The organism is Pseudomonas sp. TE3644 (assembly GCF_056278815.1).
This window is the reverse complement of record NZ_JBWBQF010000001.1, coordinates 3,849,158-3,871,087: the sequence shown is the minus strand read 5'-3', so window position 1 is coordinate 3,871,087 and position 21,930 is coordinate 3,849,158. Positions and strand designations below refer to the sequence as shown.

The window sequence follows — 21,930 nt, the reverse complement described above, 5'->3', positions numbered from 1 at the left end:
CCGGCGGCGTGCCTTGATCATGGCGATGGGGCTTGGCGCGATCAGCGTGCAGGCCTGGGCGGCAGGCCCTTCGGCGCTCGAACTGCAGGCCACCACTATCCAGGACAGCGAGCTGCCGGCCGCCGACGGCGCTGACCAGTTGGGCTACACGGTGAAGACCACCACCAGCTCCACCGGCATGAAGCTCACCCCACGGCAGACGCCGCAGTCGGTCAGCACCATCACCCAGCAGCAGATGGCCGATCAGCAGATCACCAACATCGAGCAGGCGCTGGACACTGCGCCGGGCGTCAGCATGAGCAAGTCCGAGGTGGGCGGGCGTACCGAGTACCGCGCCCGTGGCTATGGCATCAGTAACTGGAAGGTCGATGGCCTGCAGTTCCCCGGCGGATCGGACTTCAGTGGCGGCGGCAACGCCATGAACATGGACATGTACGAGCGCATCGACGTGGTGCGCGGCGCCAACGGATTGCTGGGCGGCACTGGCGACCCTTCGGCCACCATCAACCTGATCCGCAAGCGGCCGGGCACCGAGTTCGGTGGCAAGGTCTACGCCACCTATGGCAGCTGGGACAAGCGTCGCCTGGGTGCGGACCTGAACGTGCCGCTGTCGGCCGACGGGCGTTTGCGCTCGCGCTTCGTGGTTACCCAGCAGGACGCCAACTCCTTCCGCGACCAGCAGTCGGATCGCTCCCGCGCCGCCTTGGCCAACTTCGAATTCGACCTCAGCGACGCCACCACCCTGGGCGCCGGCTACCAGTACGAGTATTACAAAATCGTCGGCGGCGGCTGGGGGGCCAACATCCCGATCTGGTACGGCGATGGCTCCAAGACTGACCTGCCGCGCAGCACCAACGTGGTGCCCAGCTGGAGCTTCGGCGAGTACACCACGCGTACCACCTTCGGCTCGCTGCAGCATCGTTTCGACAATGACTGGACCCTGGACGTACGTGCCGCGCAGAGCACCACCGACGTGCTCAACCATCGCGGCCTGGCCAAGGTCAACTCGGCGGGCGGCGGTACCTATGGCGGATATTGGAACCAGGACGGCAGCGGGGCGGTGCTCAATGGCCTGCACAGCTCCACCGACACCACCCAGCAGTCGGCACAGTTCGACCTGACCGGTCCGTTCCAGCTGTTTGGTCGCACCCACCAGGCGATGTTCGGCTACAACGACAGCCGCACCGTGGCCTGGTCGCCGCAATACCGTTGCAACATGGTCAGTGGCAGCCGCACCAGCGCCAGTTCCCTGGGCTGTCAGTTCCGCGCCAACAACGGCTTCCCGATCTCCAATTGGCTCAATGGCGTCGACGACGATTACGCCATCAATGCCTACAAGACCGGCTTGCACAGCAAGACCACCACGCGCCTGCAGGGCATGTACGCCGCCACGCGGGTGAGCATCAATGATCCGCTGTCGGTGATCGTCGGCGCCCGTACCAGCACCTACTCGGCCACCACCCTGAGCACCGCGGGCGTGCGCAGCAACCAGCAGAACCATGGCGTGGTCACACCGTACCTGGGCGCGGTCTACGACCTCAACGAGACCTACTCGCTGTACGCCAGCTACACCGACATCTTCACGCCGCAGAGCGAGGAAAGCGAAAGCGGCAACAAGATCGAGCCCATTCGCGGCCAAAGCTACGAGGCCGGCATCAAGGGCGAATGGTTCGACGGTGCACTGAACGGCCAACTGGCGTACTTCCGCACCAACCAGCAGAACAAAGCGGTGAGCGACGGCGCCAACCTGACGCCTACCGGCGCCCAGGCGTACAAGACCGGCACCGGCGTCGAGACCGACGGCATCGACCTGGAACTGGCCGGTGCGCTGACCCCGAACTGGAACGTCTACGGCGGCTACACCTACCTGCATTTCCGCCGCACCAACGCCGATGGTCTGAGCGATCCGTCGCACCTGTTCAAGGCTTCGACCACCTATCACCTGTCTGGCCCGCTCGACCGCCTGACCGTGGGCGCCGGCGTGACGGCACAAACCAACATCCGCGCCACTTCGACGCCTGCTGGCGTGCCCACCAACGGCGTGAGCCGCAGCGCCTCGGACGTCAACTGGTCGGGCTACGCCCTCTGGAACGCCATGGCGCGGTACGACATCAACCAGGACGTGAGCCTGACGCTGAACGTCGACAACCTGTTCGACAAGACCTATTACACCCGCTACGGCTTCTATGCCGGCGCGATCTACGGCGACCCGCGCAGCCTGTCGCTGACCCTGAGTTCTGCGTTCTGACCTTCTGTATTCCACCTTCCCCAAGCTGGCATGAGCAATGAACGCATGACCGAAGCCCGCCTTGTGCGGGCTTTGTTTTGATACGGGCGCAGGCGTAGCCGCTGCCACCAGGCTGCGCCGGCCCTGAGCCTCGCTGAACATCTTTAGGGTTCACACCGGCCAGCGCCGCCTGGCGGCAGCGGCTACAAGGCAAATGGCAGCACAAAGCCCCATCCCGCTACCACGCAACCCCCACCGGATGCTTCGTACTTTCGGGCAGTATCCCTACCCAATGGGAAGAAGGCATAATGCCACTGCCGTTGCTGTGCCCCGCAATCCCCGCTCGCTCAACAATGCCCCCCAGTTTTCCGCGTGAGGTCCGCACTACATGCAGTTCAACGACGCCTCGGATGCCATGTACCGCCTGCTCGTGCAGAGCGTGGTTGACTACGCCATCTACATGCTCGACCCCGCGGGGCACGTGATCAACTGGAACGCCGGCGCCGAGCGGGCCAAGGGCTACAAGGAACACGAGATCGTGGGCCGGCACTTTTCGGTGTTCTACACCGCCGAGGACCAGGCCGCAGGGCTGCCCGCCCAGGGGCTTGAAACGGCGCGCAGGGAAGGGCGCTTCCATGCCGAGGGCGTGCGTCAGCGCAAGGATGGCTCGCACTTCTGGACCAGCGTGGTGATTGACGCCATTCACGATGACGATGGGCACATGGTCGGTTTCGCCAAGGTAACGCGCGATATCACCGAGCGCCGCCATAATGAGTTGCAGTTGATGGAGGCCAAGGTGCTGGCCGAGCAGTACAGCGCCGAGATGGCATCGCTGTCGCAGTTCCTGGATTCGGTGATCTCCAATATCCCTGCCAGTGTGATCGTCAAGGACGTGCAGACCGACCGCATCCTGCTGGCCAACCACCAGGCCGAGGCGCTGTTCGTGCCCAACGGGGCAAGCATGGTGGGCCGGTTGATGAGTGAGGCGCTGTCGCCGGAAACGGCCGCCTACATCGAGCAGCAGATGGGCCAGGAGCTGAGCATCGGCGCCATCAAGACCGTCGAAACGCAAGTCACCACTAACCGCGGGCCGAGGACACTGCGAAGCCGCACGGTGTTGAATCAAGACCCGGGCAATGCTTCGGAGTACGTGTTGTTCGTGGCCGAGGATGTCACCGTCGAGTTGGCCGCCAACGCCAAGATCCGCCACATGGCCCACCACGATGCCCTGACCGGCCTGCCCAACCGCGTGTTGTTCCACGAAAAGCTCAAGGAAGCGCTGCTGCAGGCCGAGAGCACCGGCAGGATCACCGGCACCCTGTGCCTGGACCTGGACGATTTCAAGAACGTCAACGACTCGCTCGGCCATGGCATCGGCGACAAGTTGCTGCGCGCGCTGAGCGGCCGTCTGCAGGGTGAGTTGCGCGACGGCGACACCTTGGCGCGGTTGGGCGGCGATGAGTACGCCGTCATCCTGCCAGAGCTTGAAACCGCCGAAGCGGCCGAGCTTTGCGCCCAACGGTTGGTGCACGCCGTGCGGCCGCCGTTCCTGATCGAGGGGCACAGTTGCTCGGTAGGCGTGAGCATCGGCATCGCGCTGTCCCCCCATGACCACGACAGCCCGGAGCAACTGATGGGCTACGCCGACATGGCGCTGTACGAAGCCAAACGCAACGGCCGCAATCGTTTTGAACGCTTCAAGTTCCAACTCGACGAGGCAGCGCGCCATCGTCGCACCATGGAGACTGACCTGCGCACGGCCCTGCACCTGGGGCAATTGCAGTTGCATTACCAGCCTATCGTGACCCACGGTGGCGACGAGATTTCCGGCTACGAAGCGCTGCTGCGTTGGCGCCACCCCACCAAGGGCACCATCATGCCAATGGACTTCATCGCCATGGCCGAAGAGACCGGGCTGATCCACGAGGTGGGCAACCGCGCGCTCAACCTGGCGTGCCAGGAGGCCGCCAGTTGGGGTACCCAGCAGACTGTGGCGGTGAACCTGTCGCCGGTGCAGTTCAAGAACCCGGGGTTGGCCGATACCGTGGCGCTTGCGCTGAGCGACTCGGGGTTGGACCCGGCGCGCCTTGAACTGGAGATCACCGAGTCGGTGTTGCTGGAAGACAGTGAAGGCAATATCGACACCTTGCGGGCCATCAAGGCGCTGGGCGTGGCCATTTCCCTGGATGACTTCGGCACCGGTTATTCGTCGCTGGGGTACCTGCGTTCGTTCCCGTTCGACCGCATCAAGATCGATATGTCGTTCGTGCGGGAAATGGCTGACAGCAAAGAGGCGCTGGCGATCATCCGGGCCATTACCGGGATGAGCAACAGCCTGCTGATCAAGACCACGGCCGAAGGCGTGGAGACGGTGGAGCAGATGGAGCAGTTGATCAGCGAAGGCTGTTCGCACTTCCAGGGCTATTACTTTGGCCGCCCGGTGCCTGCGGACGAACGCCGCAAAGCCGCCGCATAACGTGTAGCCGCTGCCGCAGGCTGCGCTGGCCGGCGTAAACCCTGCAGATCTTGGGTGGGGCAGAGGGCCAGCGCAGCCTGGCGGCAGCGGCTACGCAAACCTGTAAACCGCGTTGGCTGCATCGCGGCCAAGGCCGGCTCCTACGCGGTCCGTGGTAGGAGCCGGCCTTGGCCGCGATGCAGGCAACGCGATCTACAGCCCGTAGCTGCTACCGCAGGCGGCGTCGCTTTGAACACGGTGATCTACGCTTGCACCGTCTGGGTGCCGAAATGCTCGGCGATTTTCACCGCGCTCATCGGCCTGCCCAGCAAATAGCCCTGCAACACGTCGCAGCCCAGGTCCGTGAGCATCTCGCGTTGCTCGGCGGTTTCCACCCCTTCGGCGACAATCTTCAACCCCAGCGTCTTGCCCAGTGCCACGATCGCCGAGACGATGGCCTCGTCTTCGTTGCCTTGCGACAGCTCGGTCACAAAACCTCGGTCGATCTTCAGCTCGTTGGCAGGCAAGCGCTTGAGGTACAGCAGGCTCGAATACCCGGTGCCAAAATCGTCGATGGAAATGCCCACGCCCAACGCGGCCAGTTGGTCGAGCACGATCAGCGCGGCTTCGGCGTCGCGCATAGCCGTGGTTTCGGTGATTTCCAGGGTCAGGGAGTGCGCAGGCAGGCCGTTGCGTTGCAGCGCCGTGCGTACCACCTCAACCAACTCCGAATGGGCCAGTTGCACGGTGGACAGGTTGACCGCGATGCTCCAGTCGCGCTTGCCCTGCGAATGCCATTCGGCCATTTGCCGACAGGCCTCGTTGATCACCCAATTGCCGATCGGCACAATCAGCCCGGTACGCTCGGCCAGGGGCAGGAAGCGGTCAGGCGGCACCATGCCCATGTCCGGCTTGTTCCAGCGCAGCAGGGCTTCGACGCCGGTCATCGGCCCGGCCGGGGCGATGATCTTGGGTTGGTAGAACAGCACGAACTCGTTCCTGGCCAGCGCCTTGCGCAGGTCTTGCTGCATCTGCAATTGCTGGTGGGCATTGGCGTTCATGGCCTTCTCGAAGAAGCAGTAGCCGTCGCGCCCCTGTTCCTTGGCGTGGTACATGGCGGCGTCGGCATTGACCATCAGTTCATGCCCGCTGCCGCCATCGGCGGGGAATACCGCAATGCCGATGCTGACCGACAGGTGCACCGTGTGCTGCCCCAGCCGGTAGGGCTGCTTGATGTCCTCCACCAGGCTCTGGGCCAGTACCGCTGCATCTTCCGGATCGCAGTGGTCGGTCAGCAGCACGAACTCGTCGCCCCCCAGGCGCGCCACGGTGGCTTCGTCGTGCTTGGCGGCGAGCAGGCGGTTACCCACTTCAATCAACAACTGATCGCCGGTGTGGTGGCCATAGGTATCATTGATCGCCTTGAACCCGTCCAGGTCCATGAACAGCATGGCGAACTCGCTGCGTTGCCGGGTGGCTTTGTGGATAGCCTGTTCCAAGCGATCGTTGAGCAGGATGCGGTTGGGCAGGTGAGTGAGGCTGTCGTGCAGGGCCAGCTTCACCAGTTCGCTGTTGGCCCGGTCCAGCGAGCGGGCCAGCAGGCTGGTGCGGATGTCGAGCATCGAGACCACCAGCGCAATGGCGCACACGGCCAGGGTGATCACGATCACCACCACCACCAGCCATTTGCTGTCCAGCCCGCCATTGACGGCGCCACACACGCTGCCCACCGGGAATTGCGCAGCCGCCATGCCGGTGTAGTGCATGCCGACGATGGCGCAGCCCATGATCAGCGAGGCCCCGAGCCGCGCACGGTTGACGTGCCGACCCTCCTTGAGCAGACGGATTGCGATCCACAGCGCCGCCCCTGACGCCAGGATGGCGATGAGCACCGACAGAATGAACAACGAGGGGATGTACTGGACTTCGGGGTTCATCAGCAGCGCTGCCATGCCGGTGTAATGCATGGCGGCAATGCCGATACCCATCAGCACCGCCCCCAGCAGCAGACGCGGCAGGGGCATTTGCTTCTGGCAGGCCAGCCACAGGGCGAACGCCGAGGAGGCGACGGCGATCAGCAGTGACAGCCCCGTGAGCTTGAGGTCGTAGCCCAGTTCGATGGGCAGTTGGAAGGCCAGCATGCCGATGAAATGCATCGACCAGATGCCCGTGCCCATGGCGAACGAGCCACCGGCCAGCCATAGGGCTGCGGCACGGCCTTTGGCGCGTGCCACGCGCCCGGTCATGTTCAGTGCGGTATAGGACGCCAGGATTGCCACAATCAGGGAAAACAGGACGTACAGGTTGTTGTAGCTGCTTACGTACATTGGCGCTCCCTGTGCGTAATCCACTCAATGTGCTATCGGCGGCACGGCGCGGTTCTGAACCAACCGGTGGGCAGGTCAGTCGGGTTTTTTCTGCTTCAGCGCGTCGCGGTTTTCTTCCCGGAACCTGGCGCACAGGATACGCATCATCAGGTTGGCGCGCTCGACTCCCTCCGGGCCTTCCAGCGCGCGCCTGGCTTCGTGGGCGAGGTTGCTGAGCGAGCGGTATTCACTGTTTGGGCGGGGCATGGGTCACCTTGGAGGTTGTGCAGTTACCCGGAGCACGGCGATCGAATGCTCGATGGCGTTTACGCTAGCACTTGGTGGGGGGGATTGCATTATTGGGGTATGCAGTTTGTGAAGGTGCCCTCAAGCACACCGCAAACCGCTGTTGCTTCCGTGAGGCCTTTGATCTTGATTGTATGCCCCGTTAGAGCCCAGGTCCGACCGGAGACGTCGATCAAGCGGACGACGGCCCGGAATAGAGGCGTCTCCGGTTCCGTCTCCTTCAGCTACGCTGAAGGCCGCTTGATCGACGCCTTCGGTCGGCCCTTGGCTCTAACGGGGCCTAAGATCAAAAGCAAGAGCAAGAGCAAGAGCAAGAGCAAAAGCAAAAGCGGGCGGCACCCCATGTAGCCGCTGCCGAAGGCTGCGCTGGCCTGTGTGAACTCATCAGATCTTCAGTGGGGCACAGGGCCAGCGCAGCCTGGCGGCTATAGGGTGTCAACTGCCCGGCGAGCAGTTCAAGCCGCCGTTGTTAGTGGCCAGCACCTCGGTGTGGCGGCGCAGTTGCAGGCTGACCTTGTCTCCGATGCGCTGCTCATGGATGTTATAGACCTCACCATCCTGAAAGTTCGCGTAGCTGATATTGGCATAGCAATACTGCATTTTTCCGTTGGTCTCACGGCGCTGCACAATCACCACCACGTCATGGGACCCGGCCGGGATCTTGAAGGTCCTGCCGTCTTCCGTGGTCTTGCCGTCCAGTTTCTGGCCGAGCACATCGTCCTGGTTATCGTGGCTGAACCGCACTACCGAAAAATCCGGACCGGGCGGTGGTGGCGGGGCGGCGCAGGCACACAGTGCCAAGGTAATACCGCAAAGGGCTGTTTTTAGAGTGTGGCTGGCTATCGACATGGGCACTTCCTTCCCGGGGCTGGGGTTGCTCAGTGAATGTTAGCCTTAAACGCCATCATTGCTCGACACAACGGCACGTGAACTATGGATTCAGGCCAGCCAGTCCAGCGTCATGAACAGACGCGCGGTGCCGGCGGGCACCGCAGGCGAGCGGTGGATGATGCCGCGGCCCTCGTTGCCCTCCCAGCGTTCGCCCTTGAACAGCGCGACGCTGCCGGTGTGCAGTTGCCGAGGCGCGATGATGGGTTCAGCCGCCGGATCCCCCAGCTGCTCGCGCGCCATGGCGCCTTCCTCCAACCACTGACTGCCAACGCCTGCGTAGGTGGTGATCAACCGCAACGACACCCAGTCCACGTGGTAGCGCGGGCACATGGCCTTATCCAGGGTGCGAACGCGCAGCCCCACGCGCCGCGCGCCTGTCAGGCAGGTGAACGCGTGGGTCAGCCAGGCCACGTCGGCGACGAATCCCGCGTGCCCTTCGATATCGCGCAGGCCGGCCGCCAGGTCGTCAAGCAGGGGCGGGTGGTCGTCGTTCACGGTCAGTACGTGGGATTCGCTGATGGGCATGCCGTTGGCGATGACGCTGTCGGCAAAGCCCGCTATGTGCAGGGGCAGTTGTCGCTCCCAGATGGCCAGATTGACGTCGTCCTCCAGCACCTGGGTCAGAACGGACAGCTCGGGACTGTTGAGTTGTCGTGGCATATGTGTACGATCCAAAGGTTATAACGTTGCGTTAAGGGTGGGCAGCGGTAGCTGCCCACTCGACGCTTATCAGAAGGTAGTGCGCAACCCGACTTCAAAGCTGCGCCCCGGGGCCGGCGCAATGTCGCGCAGGATGGAGCTGGCGTAGCGCACGGTCTGGTTGGTGAGGTTTTCACCCTTCACGAACGCCAGCCACTGGCTTTGCCCGACACTGAAGTGGTAGCCGGCACTGGCGCCCAACGTGGTGTAGCCGTCGGTGCTGGTCTCGTTGGCCGGCACGTGGTGCTGGGCGCTGGCGTGCTGGATATCCACGCGTGCCTGCCATTGGTCCTTCTCCCACAGCAGGCCGCTGTTCAGGCGCAGCGGGGCGATGCGGGGCAGGTCCTCGCCGGTGTCCAGGTTCTTGGCCCGGGTGTAGTCGCCGGACAGTTCCAGCGCCCATTTGCCGTAGGCATTTTCGCCCAGCGTCCAGTGATCCTGGGCCTCGACACCGGCAAAGCGCGCACGCACGCCCGAGTAGGTGTATTCGGGGATGCCGCTGGCGTCTTCCTGGCCTTCGTCATTAAGGGTGCGACCAGTGCCCAGCAGGCCGATGTAGTTGGAGAAGTGGCTGTAGAACACGCCGACGCTGCCCTTGTGCACGCCGTTGTCAAACCGCAGGGCCAGGTCGCTGGACACCGCTTTCTCCTTGGACAGGCTGGCGTCGCCCACCTCATAGGTGCCGGTGGCCACGTGGGCACCGTTGGCGTACAGCTCGTAAAAGGTCGGGGCGCGTTCGGTGTAGGCCAGGGTGGCCGCCAGCGACCAGATCGAGGTCAGCTTGTACACCGCGCCGGAGGACAGGCTGCCGGCGGTAAAATCGCTGCTGTGGTCGGCGGCTTCGAAGCGCTCGTTGCCCTGGGCGTCGGGGGACACGCGGGTGTGCTCCAGGCGTCCACCCAGGTTCAGCTTCAGGCGGTCGGTGGCCTGCCAGTCTTCGAGCAGGAACAGCGCGGTGGCGTCTGTGTCGGTCTGCGGCACGAAGGCTTCTTCGCCCAGGGCCTGGAACTCGCTGCGGTTGACCTGCACGCCGACCACGCCCTCCACCGGGCCGATGGGTTGATGCCGGGCCTCGATGCGCGCCTCGTAGCCCTTGTTCTTGAAGGTGGTGCCAACCTCGCCGTCCTCGATCTCCATGTGCTTGTAGTCGGTGTAGCCGGCGTTGACCTTCACCGAGCTGAACGGCCCGTCCAAGTCGCGCACTTCAGACGCGAAGGCGTAGTGGTCCTGCTGCATGCGAATGCGCACGTCTTGCTCGGCCGGTGAGCCGTAGTTGCCATCGTAGGTGCTGTAGGACACCCCCGCATAGCCATGCTCCCACGTGTAGGAGCCGCCGATGGCGCCGCCGTCCTGGCGGCCGTCGCTGTTGCCCAGGTGGTGCTTGCCGCCGTTGTCGTCGGCGTCTTCGCTGGCGCGCTGGCTGGCGCTGTGGGCGTAGCCGGGGATGCTCAGGTCGTTGAAGCTGCGCGCGCTGGCGTCCACGTGCAAGGCGAAGGTGCCATTGCCCACTTCCAGCTTGCCGGCGCTGCTGCGCGTGGTGTCGGCACCGCCGTAGCGCAGCTCGCCGGCGCCGTGGATGCCCTCGATGGCTTCGGTGGGGATGCGATTGTCGAAGGTGTTGACCACGCCGCCGATGGCGCTCCCGCCATACAGCAAGGCGGCCGGGCCGCGGATGATTTCCACGCGGTCGACGTTGATCGGGTCCTGCGGCACGGCGTGGTCGTAGGACAGCGACGAGGCATCCAGCGCGCCCACGCCGTTCTGCAGCAGGCGGATGCGATCACCGTCCTGGCCGCGAATGATCGGGCGGCTGGCACCTGGACCGAAGTAGGACGAGGACACGCCCGGCTGGCCATTGAGGGTTTCGCCCAGGCTGCCTTTTTGCGCCAGCGTCAGGCTGTCACCTTCCAGCACGGTGCTGGGGGCGGCCAGTTCGGTGCTGCCCAAGGGGTTGGCGGTGATGACCTGCGATTGCAGTTCGATCGCCTGCACCGGGGCGGCGATGAACAGGGCGGCGGCTAGAGGGGTAAGGCGCAGGTACGGAGTGTTTCGTGGGGAACGGTGCATCAAGGAAGGCTCTGTCAGCTATTTATGTATATGTTATATCATAACATTTTGTTCAGGCTGAAACTTTTCCTTCACCCATGGGTTGCCCGGCCTGATGCTCTAGGCCGGGCTTCTTGCGCCTTGGTTAATGCGCGGTCAGCGCATCGGCTTTCTTCACTTCTACTTCGACCTCGACCTTGCCAGCCTTCTCGAACTGCAGGGTCATGGGGAAGTGCTCACCGGCCTTCAGCGGGTGTTCGACCCCGCTCAGCATCACGTGGTTGGCACCGGGTTTGAAGGCCACCTCACCGTGGGCCGGGATCTCCACGGCGCCCATGTCCTTCATGTCGGCGGGGCTGCTGCCTGCTGCCTGGAAGTGCAGATCGGCCTTGTGCGCACGGGGCGTGCTGACTGACAGCAGGCGGTCTGGCTGGCTGCCATGGTTGTGAATGGTGAAGTAGGCCGCAGCGCCCTGCAGGTCCACGGGCAGTTCCCGGGACCAAGGGTGGTCGACGGACAACTCCCCGGCCTTGAAGTCGTGGGCAACGGCGGGGAGGGCGAGGGCGAGCAGCGTGGCGAGACCTAGCGTGCGTATCGACATAGTGAATTCCCTGTTCTGGTGGGCCATGCGGGTGATGGTTCCAACAAAACTAGGCGGCAAACGGCGTCTGGGCAAACGCCACCCGCGAAAATCCTGCGCGCCTGTAGCCGCTGCCGCCAGGCTGCGCTGGCCCTCGCGTGCCTGGAGATCTTGAAGGTGCACACCGGCCGGCGCAGCCTGACGGCAGCGGCTACCGGGCGGCGTCAGAACCTTCCTGTCAGCGGGTACTCCACCGCCAGGCGAATCTGATCGCCATCGAGCTCCGCCTGCGCCGTGTTGCCCCGGTGCACATTGTGCTGCAGTGACACGCGCATGCCCTTGGCCACGCCGTCCTGCACCACATAGCGTGCCTCCAGGTCCCGTTCCCAGTGCCTGCCGTGGTCGCCGTAGCCCAGGTAGGCATAGCCGCCGTCAGGATCGACGTGGCTGCCATCGATATGATCGCCGCGCAGGTAGGCGGCGCTCAGTGTCAGGCCCGGCGCCAGCAGCAAGGCATAGCGCGCTTGCCAGGACCGTTCGTTGGGCGCGTTGAAGTCCGACATCTGCACCGCGTTGGTGAGGTAAATCGCCCCGCTGGTGACGTAGTCGAACGGCGTGTTGCCGTGCACCTGCTGATACCCCAGGCTGACACTGTGGGGCCCGTGGGCGTAGGTGGACATCAGGCTCCACGTGGTGTTGTCGATCTGCCCCGACAATGCCTTGCCCTGGTCGGTGGTGCGGTACAGGTTGAGGTTCCAGGCCAGCGAGCTGTTGCTGTCGATGACCTGCGTGACCGTCCCGCCCAGGTAATGCTGGTCCCAGGTGTCCTCATAGCGCGAGGTGAACAGGCTGGCGCGCAGGGTATCGCTTGGCGTGTAGACCACACCCGCCAGGTCAAGCGCATTACCCTGCCTGGCGCCGGAGTAGTTGACCACAAAGCCCTGGTCATGACTGCTGGCGTTGCGCGCGGTGCTTTCGGTGAAATGACCGGCGACGATCTTCACCTGCTCCAATTCCTGGCTGCTCAGGAACAGTCCCGTCGCCGTCTCGGGCAGCAGGCGGCTGTCGGATGAACTGAACACCGGCGTGCTCACCCGCTGCTCGCCGTAGGACAGCACCGTGGAGGACACGCGCAGCTTGAGGGCCGCGCCGCCGCGGCTGAATTCATCCTTGGGGTGGCCGTCATTGTCCACGGCCAGCAGGCGCGCCTTGCCGGCGCGGCCGCCGCCGCTGTCCAGCTGCCGGGCGTAGTAGGCATGGGCGTCTACCCCCACACCGATCACCCCCTGGGTGAACCCGGATTGCAGCGTGCCCATCAGCCCATAGCCCCATTCCTCGGCGTAGCCGTTGCGCTGTGCGCGGGGCTTGTAGGCATTGCGGGCCGCGCCATTGCTGGCGCCGTGACGGTATTCGCGGTTGTCGTAGACGGTGCGGTTGAGCAGGCTCCAGGTGCTGTCCTCGATGAAACCGTTGGCTTGCGACTGGGCAGAGTCGCCGAAGGCGAACGGGCTGGCGAGGGCCAGCAGGGAAGCGAGGCGGGGCAGCATGATGCAATCTCCATTTGAACGGTACACGGGCAGGGTGTACCGCCGGGAAACACATCAACGCGCCTTGGGAAAAGCACGGCACGGCCGTGTGCGGCGCCAGCGCAGACGGCAGGGGATGTCCTTCCCGGACACCCCGCCGGTCAGTGATGTTGCGTTGGCCGGCAGGTCTCCTGACTGATGCGTCATGGCCCGGCCCCGCCTTCCCGGGTAGGCCCAGTGGCATGAATGGAGCGGGCTCGGCATCTACAGTTGCGGGGGCAGTTTCGGTTGGCGCCAGCTGCGGCGCCGCGAATTCCCTATTAATCCCATTTGGAAACCGGCGGCGCGATGGTAGGGGATCAACGGCTTGGGATAAACCGCTAATGGCGTGCGCAAGGCAGATTGGCCCTTTGCAAGGGGGGCTTTATTATTTCAAAACATTTCACCGGCTGAGCTTAGGCGCCGGGGTAGGGCGCCAGTAGTCGTTTTACCGTCAGCGCCAAGGGCACAGTGAAGACGAAGTGCGACATGAACCCACCAATGATGGTCGCGGGGTCGAAGTAGTCCGGATGGTTGTCCGAGGCGATCGAGATGGCCACGTGCATGGCAACCCAGGCGATGATGGCGTAGAACAGCGCAATGAACGTCGCTTCATAGCCACGACGACGGAAGTACGGCCACACCGCGGCAAACAGAACGCCCCAACCGATGGCGAACGCGAAGTGAATGACTGTGCCCAGTGCGTAAGCCCAGATACCCAGCCCTTCCTGCACGCCCTTGCCGAACACCAGCCCCGTGGCATTGCGCGGGATACCGGCAAGCGGCATCAAGTGCTGCACGCCCACCCAGACCAGTGCTTCGTAAATCCAGATGCACACCGCCCCGGTAAGCCCGCCGATGGCGCCGGCGCGGATCAGTGTGGCAAGGGGGTATCGTTCGGTGCTCGACAGCGAGGCCGTGTGCTGACCGTTCAAGCGCAAGCTCGTCTCTTGACTCATGGATTTCACCTTCTTTGTTTTTGTAGAATTGGGGAAAGGCGTGGAGAAAGGTGACTGTATGCTTGCGTCTGCCACTGCGCGTGTGGGAAACGCTTAACGAGGCATCTGTTTTGCTTATGCTGCTGCACGCTGCGGCGATGCGATTGCCAGGCAGTTGTCGCGCGCCGGAGGCTGGCGAATCAGGTAGACTCCCCGCCCCCCATCCAGCTTAGGAACCCCCATGAAACAACGTATCGTGGACGAGATCGCCCAACACCGCCGTGACGGCGAAAAAGTGGTGGAATTGCACCTGTGGTCCAAGGCGGCCGTGGACGCCGTGACTCGCGCCAAGGAATACGTGGACGGGGAATTCATGGGCATCCCGGTAAAATTGCCGGAAGCCGCCGGCCAGATCGCCGGTATGGACTACATCGTTATCGTCGAAGGCTGATCGGCAACCCTGATAACTGCCTGTGGGACCGGGCGACGCTCGGGAAGCGGCCAGCAGGATTAGCCGGCCGTTCGCTTCCAAAGCTTCGCCCGGTCCCACAGGCATATGTTCCAGCGCACCTCTTCATCAAGGCACAGCGCCCGCGCAGCCCCGCCTTGCATTCCCCCGCCAATCCCGTCACCATTGCGAATAGTTGTCATTAGCAAGGGCGATATCCGCAGTGGATACCAGTCTCACCCCGCATTTCCAAGCCCGTCAGCAAATGCTGCATCGCCTGTTCGGCGATCACCACGGCTGGCTGTTTGAGCGGTTGCGCCTGCGGTTGCATTGCCGTGAAGACGCGGCTGACCTGGCGGCCGAGACCTTCGCCCAAGTGGTTGCGCTGCCCGATCCGTTGGCGATCCGTGAACCGCGGGCGTTGTTGAGCACCATTGGCAAGCGGCTGATCTTCGCCCGATGGCGCCGCAACGACATCGAGCGGGCTTACTTGGAGTCCCTCGCTGCCTTGCCGGAGGCCTGCGCACCGTCGCCCCAGGAGCACTGGCTGGTCATGGAAGCGCTAATGGAAATCGACCGTCTGCTCGATGGTCTGTCGTCCAGGGCGCGGGCCGCTTTTCTCTACAGCCAGATTGATGGCCTGACCTATGCGCGCATTGCCGAAGAACTCGGGGTGTCGGTCACCCGCGTGCACCAGTACGTGGTTCAGGGCCTCACAGCCTGCTACCGGGCAGCGCCATGAAACCGCTGCCGCCGGGCGCCGCGCAGGCTATCGAATGGTATGCCCGGCTGGCCTCGGGCGCGGCGGACGAGCAGGCGCAGCATCAGTTTCAAGCCTGGCTTGCCGCCGATGTCCAGCATGCGCACGCCTGGCAGACCTTGCAGCAGCAGTTGAACCGTACCCTGGCGCCATTGGCCCAGCAGGAGGGCGTGGTACAGGCGCTGCGGGGCGCCGGGGTGGGCCGTCGACGCCTGCTGCGCGGCGCGTTGGGCGTGGGCGGCATGGCCTTGGGCGGGCAGTTGCTGACCGTGCGCGGCGGCCCACTGCATGCGCGTCTGGGCGCCGACTTGCGCACGGCCACGGCCGAGCGTCGCAGCTTTACCCTGCAGGATGGTTCGACGTTGCTGCTCAACGCTCAAAGCGCCGTGGACGTTGATTTCGGTCCCGGGCAACGGCGCGTGCAGGTACTGCGTGGTGCGGTGCAGGCGCAAATCAGCCGTGCCCCGGGGCGGCCCTTCGTGCTGGCCTGCGCGTTCGGCGAAGCCTGGCTGGACGGTGGACGCTGCCTGTTGGCGCTGCAGCAACGCCAGGCGCAACTGTGGTCGCTGGACACCACCCTGCAATTACGCAGCCCGGGCCACACCCAGACTCTGACGGCTGGACAGGGCCTGGCGTACGACGGGCACGCCTGGCAACCGATTGCGGCGCAGCACACTGATGAGCGCCGCTGGCCCCACGGTCTGCTGGAAGTGCATGACCAGTCCCTGGGCAGCGTCATCGACCACCTGCGGCCCTACCACCACGGCATATTGCAGGTATCGACGGCTGCCGCCGCCCTGCGTATCTCCGGGGTATTCACCTTGCAGGACAGCAAAGGCGCGCTGGAGGCCCTGGGCGAGGTGCTGCCGCTGCGCATGGCCACTTACCTGTCGGTGTGGACACGAATAGACCTGGCCTGAATTTATTTCACGGTTGCCCTGAAAAAAGCCGACACCTGGGTCACACACCCCATAGACACGCGCAAAACGCGTACCCGTATGGCCCATCATCGAGTTCATCCATGCATTCCAAAGCCCTATACGCCCTGCTGATCGGCAGCGGCCTGGCCCCCTTTACCGTCCAGGCCGCCGAAGCGCTGTACGACTTCAACCTGCCGGCCGCAACGGTGTCCACCACCCTGATTGCCATCGGCCAGGTCAGTGGCCAGCAGGTGCTGTTCATCCCCGGTGACGTACAGGGCCGCCAGGCGCAACCGGTACAGGGCCGCCTGGGCGCCAGTGCGGCCGTACGGCAAAGCCTGCGCGGCACCGGCCTGACGATGTTGGTCACCCCCAGCGGGGCGCTCAGCGTGCAACCGCTGAGCCGCGACAGCCTGACCCTGGACGCCACCAACATTGATGCCAGCGGCCAGGGCAGGGGCGATGATGACGGCAACGGCTACGTGGCACGTCGCTCCAGCGTGGGCACCAAGACCCCTACCGCGCTGGTGAAAATCCCCCAGTCGGTGTCGGTGGTCACTCGGGATGAACTGAACGATCGCAAAAGCGATAACCTCTCCGACGCGCTCAAATACACGCCGGGCTTCAGCAGCCAACCCAGCAGCTTCAGCCGCACGGCTGATGACTACACCCTGCGCGGCTTCAACGTCGGTGCCGGTACCGGTGGCATTCTGCGCGATGGCATGAAGCTGCAGTCCAACCCCTACGACGGCAGCGTCGAGGCCTATGGCCTGGAACGGGTGGAAGTCCTCAAAGGCGCCTCGTCGGTACTGTACGGGCAATTGTCGCCGGGCGGCATGATCAACACCGTCAGCAAGCGTCCCACTGACACGCCGCTGCATGAAGTTGGCCTGGAGGTGGGCAATTACGACCGTCGCCAGTACACCGTCGACCTGGGCGGCCCGCTGGATGACCAGGGCCAGTTCAGCTATCGCCTGACCGGCCTGTGGCGCGACAGCGGCACCCAGGTGGACCACGTAGGCGACGACCGCCGCTACATTGCCCCGGCGTTCACCTGGAAACCCGACGAGGACACCTCGCTGACCGTGCTGGCCAGCCATCAGGACAGCTACACCGGGTTTTCCCCGCCCATGAGCTACGCCCTCAGCACTTACAGCAATACCCCCGGTTACAAGATCGGTCGGGACCAGTTCGTGGGCGAGCCGGGCTATGACCATTTCAACAACCGCATGGACACCCTGGGTTACCTGTTCGAGCACCAGATCAACGACCACCTGAGCATCAGCCACAGCCTGCGGTATTTCCAGGCCAACACCAACTGGGACTACCTGATTCCGGTGTCGGTCAGCGGTAGTCAACTGCTACGCCGCTACAGTGCCCGTGAAGAGCGCTCCACCGGCTGGACCACCGACAACAACCTCAACTTCACCTTCCAGCAGGGGCGCTGGCAGCATGACCTGTTGGTGGGCGTGGACTATTACCACAAGACCTACGACTCACACCGCTTCATCAGCGCCAGCGTCGCCCAACTGGCGCCTTCGTTGAACCTGGCCAACCCGCAGTACACCGGCGTGGGCGCCAACACCGCAGCCGACAGCGGTTCGGACCTGCACAGCAGCCAGATGGGCCTCTACCTGCAGGACCAGATTACCTTCGACGGCAAGTGGTTGCTGTTGCTGGGCGGCCGCCAGGACTGGGCCGACAGCGTTACCACCACCTTCGCCACCGACGCCCGCGCCACCCGTGGCGACAAGAAAGCCACGGGCCGCGTAGGGCTGGTGTACCTGGCCGACAACGGCCTGGCGCCCTACGTCAGCTACAGCCAGTCGTTCCAGCCGGCCAGCGTCAGCAACCCGGCCTACGGCAATGCCTTCGCGCCGCTGGAGGGCGAGCAGTACGAACTGGGCCTGCGTTACCAGCCGCCCGGCAGCGACAGCATGATCAGCGCCGCGGTCTACCAATTGGACCAGGACAATTCGTTGAGTCTGGACAGCAGCATCAACACCTACGTGCAGTACGGCAAGACCCGCTCCAAGGGCGTGGAGCTGGAAGCCAAGAGCAAGTGGGGGGACAACCTGGACCTCAGCGTCGGCTATGCCTACACCGACACACACGTGCTGCAGGACCAGACTGCCAGCAACGTCGGCAAGCGGATCGAAGGCGTGCCGTATAACAGCGCCAGCCTGTGGGCCAGCTATCGCCTGGCCGCGGTGGGCCTGGACCAGGTGCGCATAGGCGGCGGCGCTCGTTACATCGGCACCACTCGCACCACGCCCAGCGTCTATGACGGCAAGATCCCGGCCTACACCCTGGTGGATGCGCTGATCAGCTACGAGGTGGATAGCCACTGGCAGTTGCAGGCCAAGGCGCAGAACCTGTTTGACAAAAAATACCTGTACTGCAATACCACCTGCCGCTATGGCGACGAGCGCAGCGTGATCGGCAGCGTGACCTATCGCTGGTAAAGGGGCACTACGGGGTGGCAAGTCTATCGCGGCGCCTGTGACGCGGGGTGTCGGCCGCCGCCGTAGCCGCTGCCGCCAGGCTGCGCTGGCCCTATGCCTCGCTGTAAATCTTCAGGGTTCACGCCGGCCAGCGCAGCCTGTCGGCAGCGGCTACAGCTGCAGCAAGCCCTGGAGGGTGGCGAGTTCCCATGTCGACAGCAGCGCCATGGGGTCGTAGCGATCGCCGCTAGCCAGTGTCCATTGCCTGCCGTCAGGGCTGATCGCGCCGGTGCAGTGGCACAGTGCGGCACCAGTGTGCATCAGGCTGATCCGCCAGCCCTCTACCTCGATCAGCAGCAGGCCTGGAGTGCCCTGAGGAGTGCCCTGAGTGTCAGCCCGCACCATGGCATGGCGGCCAAAGGTGATCTCGCGCAATGCCTGCGTGACCTCGCGAACCGTGAGCCGCCCCTGAATATCGACAGTGTGGCGGTGGCCTGTCACCGGTTATCCCTTGATCAGTGATTACCCGTGAGAGGATACACGACGCGCCAGCGCATTTTCATACATGCGCGTGCGCCGGTGCCCTTGGGCGTAACCACCGCGTGCCGACACCGTGCCGCCCTGGATGTGGTCCAGGTACTTGAACAGGCGCCGTGGTGACAGTGTGGCGATGGAGAAGCCAGCTTCCACCATGCGGTCCTGCAGGGTGTACCCAGGTACCCGGTCATCCATGCAGAAGTGCAGGCCTTGCTGTTTCATGGCCTTGGCATTCCACAAGGTGCAGAAGCTTTTCAAATGCACTTCCTTCCACGCCTTGGGTTCACGGCTTGGCAAGTGCAAGGATTGCAGCAGGCGGCGATAATGATGTTTGCAATAGCGTGAACCGAATCGCCATGCGGTGCGCACCAGACCCCGATCAAGTTGCTCGACACAGCCAACGGCAGCCACGTCAGGCGATTCACACATTTTCAGCATAAGATCGAAGACTTCATTGTTATAAATGAAGGTGTCGGTATGCATTAAAAGAATATAGTCGGTATCAATGCGTTCAAGTACAAGATCCAGTGCCTTGCCGTGGGCAACATGCCCCGGCTCGCCTGCAGGCTGTACCCGCTCGATCAGGTTGATCCAGTCCAGGCCCCGCAAATACTGGGTGCTCTCGTCGGCCGAGTTGTTGTCCACTACCCATACTGGCACATTGCGCCCGGCCAATTGTTGTTTCAGTAATTCAAGGCAGGCCTGCGTCATTTCGCAGGTTTTGTAGTTCACCATGGCAATGCTGAAACGGGGCGCTGTATGTATCGGTTGAGTATGCATATGTTATCGCCTTGATACATCGCTGCTATCGATGTGTCTGAAGGAATGACCTGGCGGACTTGCTCGCGTCGTTGGGCAAGAATGAGGTCATTTGGAGTGAGATAACTATCGCGACTGCAACGTGAAAATTTTGTCATGCTCAGGGCAAGAATATGTGAGTGTGGCAGAAGTTACGTAACATTATGTAAATATATGTTTCAAAGTTAGTCCAAGTAGCCGCCCCACGGGGCGGCTGCACCCTTACAGCTCCTTCTTCATGTGCTTTTCAATCTGCTCAAGCGACTTGCCCCGGGTTTCCGGCAGGCACAGGAACACAAACGCCAGCGACCCCACATTGATCACCGCAAACGCAAAGAACGTCGGGTTGCCCAAGGTGCTGATGGCTATGGGGAACACAAACGCCACCGCCGCATTGAACAGCCACTGCAACGACACCGCCACCCCGGTCAGCAGCCCGCGTACCTGCATGGGGAACAGCTCCGACATCAGCAGCCAGTACACCGGCGCGATGCACATCTGCATGAACAGCAAAAACACCAGAATACAGCCCAGCGCCGCGTAGCTTTGCACCAGGTTCTGCGGCATGAACTGCAGTACACAGCCCAGGGCGGCCTGGGCCACGATGACCACCACAAGCCCGGTCATCAGCAGGTGCCTGCGGCCGTAGCGGCCGATCGCCCAGATGCCCAGCAAGGTGGCAATCACCGAGACCACGCCGTTGCCGATGGTGGCGGTCAGCGCGGCGTTGGTGCCCATGCCGGTATGTTGCAGGATGATGGGCGTGTAATACATGAACGCATTGACCCCGGTGAACTGGGCGGTAAAGCCCAGCCCCACGCCAATCAGCAGCAGCTTGAGCACCCAGGGTTGGCGCAGCAGCTCGCGGGCCGTCGCGTGGCGGCCGGACTGTTTGTCGTGGGCCTTCATGTCGTCGACTTCACGCTTGGCTTCGGACGGGGTGTCGCGCAATTGCTCCAGCACGGCGCGGGCTTCGTCGAAACGGCCCTTGGACGCCAGCCAGCGCGGCGAGGCGGGCACAAAGAAAGTGCCCACCAGCAACAGCAGCCCGGGTACGGTGGCAATTGCCAGCATGTAGCGCCAAATGCCGGGCGCATGCAGCAGGGCGGCCATCGCCGCGCTCAGCACATAGGCCAGCAGTTGGCCGCTGACGATCATCAACTCGTTGCGGCTCACCAGCCGGCCACGTCGCGACGGCCCGGCGATTTCCGCGATGAACACCGGCACCGTGGCCGAGCCACCACCCACGGCGATGCCCAACACCAGGCGCGCGCCGATCATGAACGCAATCGAAGGGGCCAGCGCCGTGCCCAGGGCGCCGACGATGAACAGCACCGACAGCAGGCGCAGGGTCAGCCGTCGGCCGAAGCGATCGGAGATGTAACCGCTGGCCAGTGAGCCGAAGGCGGCGCCCACGATCAGCGATGAGGTGATCAACCCTTCGCTGAACGGGTTCAGGCCCAGCCCGCCCTGGGCGGGCGCCAAGGTCATGAAGGGCAGGGCGCCGGCGATGATGCCCGTGTCATAACCGAACGCGAGTGCGCCCATGGTGGCCACCAGCACACAGATCATGACCAGGCGGTGCGGCGCAGGCCGCTGTTCGGCGGCTTCGCCCGTGGTGGGTGACGCAAGGGTGGAAGACATGAACGGCGAACCTCTCTGCAAACGACGGGGTGTCAGGGATGCTGACCTGCTTGTTAGGGCCGTCGCAGAGCGGTTGGTTCCTTTTTTGTAGCCACTGCCGCCAGGCTGCGCTCGCCTGTGCCAGGCCTGGATGTCTTCAGTGAGGCCTAGGCCAGCGCAGCCTGGCGGCAGCGGCTACAGGACCGCGGCGTCTGCATCGCGGCCAAGGCCGGCTCCTACCACGCGCGGCGTAGGAGCCGACTTTAGTCACGATGCAGATGACGCCATTCCAAGACGGCTTGCAGCACGGGCTCTGTAGCAGCGGCCGCGAGGCCGCGTCATAGGCGCCGTGGTCAATCAGGCACACCGCGTCAGGCCGGACGCAGC

The 21,930-nt window shown here is 63.7% G+C and carries 17 protein-coding genes and 1 riboswitch; of the genes, 6 read left to right on the top strand and 11 right to left on the bottom strand.

Annotated elements, in window-relative coordinates:
• Positions 1 to 19: 19 nt before the first annotated feature.
• On the top strand, positions 20 to 2,248 hold the full coding sequence (locus ACZ9GA_RS16930; protein WP_457363704.1) for a TonB-dependent siderophore receptor: 2,229 nt from the start codon (positions 20 to 22) through the stop codon (positions 2,246 to 2,248).
• Between the two features lie 367 nt (positions 2,249 to 2,615).
• On the top strand, positions 2,616 to 4,703 hold the full coding sequence (locus ACZ9GA_RS16925; RefSeq protein WP_457361592.1) for a sensor domain-containing protein: 2,088 nt from the start codon (positions 2,616 to 2,618) through the stop codon (positions 4,701 to 4,703).
• Positions 4,704 to 4,945: 242 nt separating this feature from the next.
• Here the strand turns inward: ACZ9GA_RS16925 and ACZ9GA_RS16920 are convergent, their stop codons facing one another.
• The 8 genes from ACZ9GA_RS16920 to ACZ9GA_RS16885 form a co-directional block, all read right to left on the bottom strand.
• The gene (locus ACZ9GA_RS16920) at positions 4,946 to 7,009 is read right to left on the bottom strand and encodes a putative bifunctional diguanylate cyclase/phosphodiesterase (protein ID WP_457361593.1); all 2,064 of its coding nucleotides are present in this window, start codon (positions 7,007 to 7,009) and stop codon (positions 4,946 to 4,948) included.
• Between the two features lie 75 nt (positions 7,010 to 7,084).
• Entirely contained in the window at positions 7,085 to 7,255 is a 171-nt protein-coding gene (locus ACZ9GA_RS16915; protein WP_457361594.1) for a hypothetical protein, read from the bottom strand.
• Between the two features lie 474 nt (positions 7,256 to 7,729).
• The gene (locus tag ACZ9GA_RS16910) at positions 7,730 to 8,143 is read right to left on the bottom strand and encodes a PA0061/PA0062 family lipoprotein (protein ID WP_457361595.1); all 414 of its coding nucleotides are present in this window, start codon (positions 8,141 to 8,143) and stop codon (positions 7,730 to 7,732) included.
• Between the two features lie 90 nt (positions 8,144 to 8,233).
• A complete protein-coding gene (locus tag ACZ9GA_RS16905) occupies positions 8,234 to 8,845 on the bottom strand; it encodes a DUF1826 domain-containing protein (RefSeq protein WP_457361596.1) in 612 nt (203 codons plus the stop codon).
• A gap of 69 nt (positions 8,846 to 8,914) precedes the next feature.
• Positions 8,915 to 10,951: a TonB-dependent receptor gene (locus ACZ9GA_RS16900; protein WP_457361597.1), complete on the bottom strand. Its 2,037-nt coding sequence runs from the start codon at positions 10,949 to 10,951 to the stop codon at positions 8,915 to 8,917.
• 124 nt (positions 10,952 to 11,075) lie between these two features.
• Positions 11,076 to 11,531, bottom strand: coding sequence for a copper chaperone PCu(A)C (locus tag ACZ9GA_RS16895; protein ID WP_457361598.1), 456 nt, complete (start codon positions 11,529 to 11,531; stop codon positions 11,076 to 11,078).
• A 203-nt stretch (positions 11,532 to 11,734) separates the two neighbouring features.
• Positions 11,735 to 13,057, bottom strand: coding sequence for an OprD family porin (locus ACZ9GA_RS16890; RefSeq protein ID WP_457361599.1), 1,323 nt, complete (start codon positions 13,055 to 13,057; stop codon positions 11,735 to 11,737).
• 143 nt (positions 13,058 to 13,200) lie between these two features.
• Positions 13,201 to 13,393, bottom strand: a riboswitch (cobalamin riboswitch).
• Between the two features lie 98 nt (positions 13,394 to 13,491).
• The gene (locus tag ACZ9GA_RS16885; protein WP_457361600.1) at positions 13,492 to 14,034 is read right to left on the bottom strand and encodes a hypothetical protein; all 543 of its coding nucleotides are present in this window, start codon (positions 14,032 to 14,034) and stop codon (positions 13,492 to 13,494) included.
• A gap of 220 nt (positions 14,035 to 14,254) precedes the next feature.
• Between ACZ9GA_RS16885 and ACZ9GA_RS16880 the strand changes: the two genes are divergently transcribed.
• The 4 genes from ACZ9GA_RS16880 to ACZ9GA_RS16865 all read left to right on the top strand — a co-directional run bounded on the left by ACZ9GA_RS16880 (position 14,255) and on the right by ACZ9GA_RS16865 (position 18,606).
• Positions 14,255 to 14,464, top strand: coding sequence for a hypothetical protein (locus tag ACZ9GA_RS16880; protein WP_457361601.1), 210 nt, complete (start codon positions 14,255 to 14,257; stop codon positions 14,462 to 14,464).
• A 262-nt stretch (positions 14,465 to 14,726) separates the two neighbouring features.
• Entirely contained in the window at positions 14,727 to 15,203 is a 477-nt protein-coding gene (locus ACZ9GA_RS16875; protein ID WP_457363705.1) for a sigma-70 family RNA polymerase sigma factor, read from the top strand.
• Positions 15,200 to 16,141, top strand: a complete 942-nt coding sequence (locus ACZ9GA_RS16870; RefSeq protein ID WP_457361602.1) for a FecR domain-containing protein — start codon at positions 15,200 to 15,202, stop codon at positions 16,139 to 16,141. The genes ACZ9GA_RS16875 and ACZ9GA_RS16870 overlap by 4 nt, the downstream gene beginning before the upstream one ends.
• 101 nt (positions 16,142 to 16,242) lie before the next feature.
• Positions 16,243 to 18,606, top strand: a complete 2,364-nt coding sequence (locus ACZ9GA_RS16865) for a TonB-dependent siderophore receptor (RefSeq protein ID WP_457361603.1) — start codon at positions 16,243 to 16,245, stop codon at positions 18,604 to 18,606.
• Positions 18,607 to 18,756: 150 nt separating this feature from the next.
• Here ACZ9GA_RS16865 and ACZ9GA_RS16860 read toward each other — a convergent pair whose 3' ends face one another.
• The 3 genes from ACZ9GA_RS16860 to ACZ9GA_RS16850 form a co-directional block, all read right to left on the bottom strand.
• Positions 18,757 to 19,086: a DUF7693 family protein gene (locus tag ACZ9GA_RS16860; protein ID WP_457361604.1), complete on the bottom strand. Its 330-nt coding sequence runs from the start codon at positions 19,084 to 19,086 to the stop codon at positions 18,757 to 18,759.
• A gap of 21 nt (positions 19,087 to 19,107) precedes the next feature.
• A complete protein-coding gene (locus ACZ9GA_RS16855; RefSeq protein ID WP_457361605.1) occupies positions 19,108 to 19,902 on the bottom strand; it encodes a glycosyltransferase in 795 nt (264 codons plus the stop codon).
• 240 nt (positions 19,903 to 20,142) lie between these two features.
• Positions 20,143 to 21,564, bottom strand: a complete 1,422-nt coding sequence (locus tag ACZ9GA_RS16850; protein WP_457361606.1) for a sugar porter family MFS transporter — start codon at positions 21,562 to 21,564, stop codon at positions 20,143 to 20,145.
• Positions 21,565 to 21,930 lie beyond the last annotated feature (366 nt).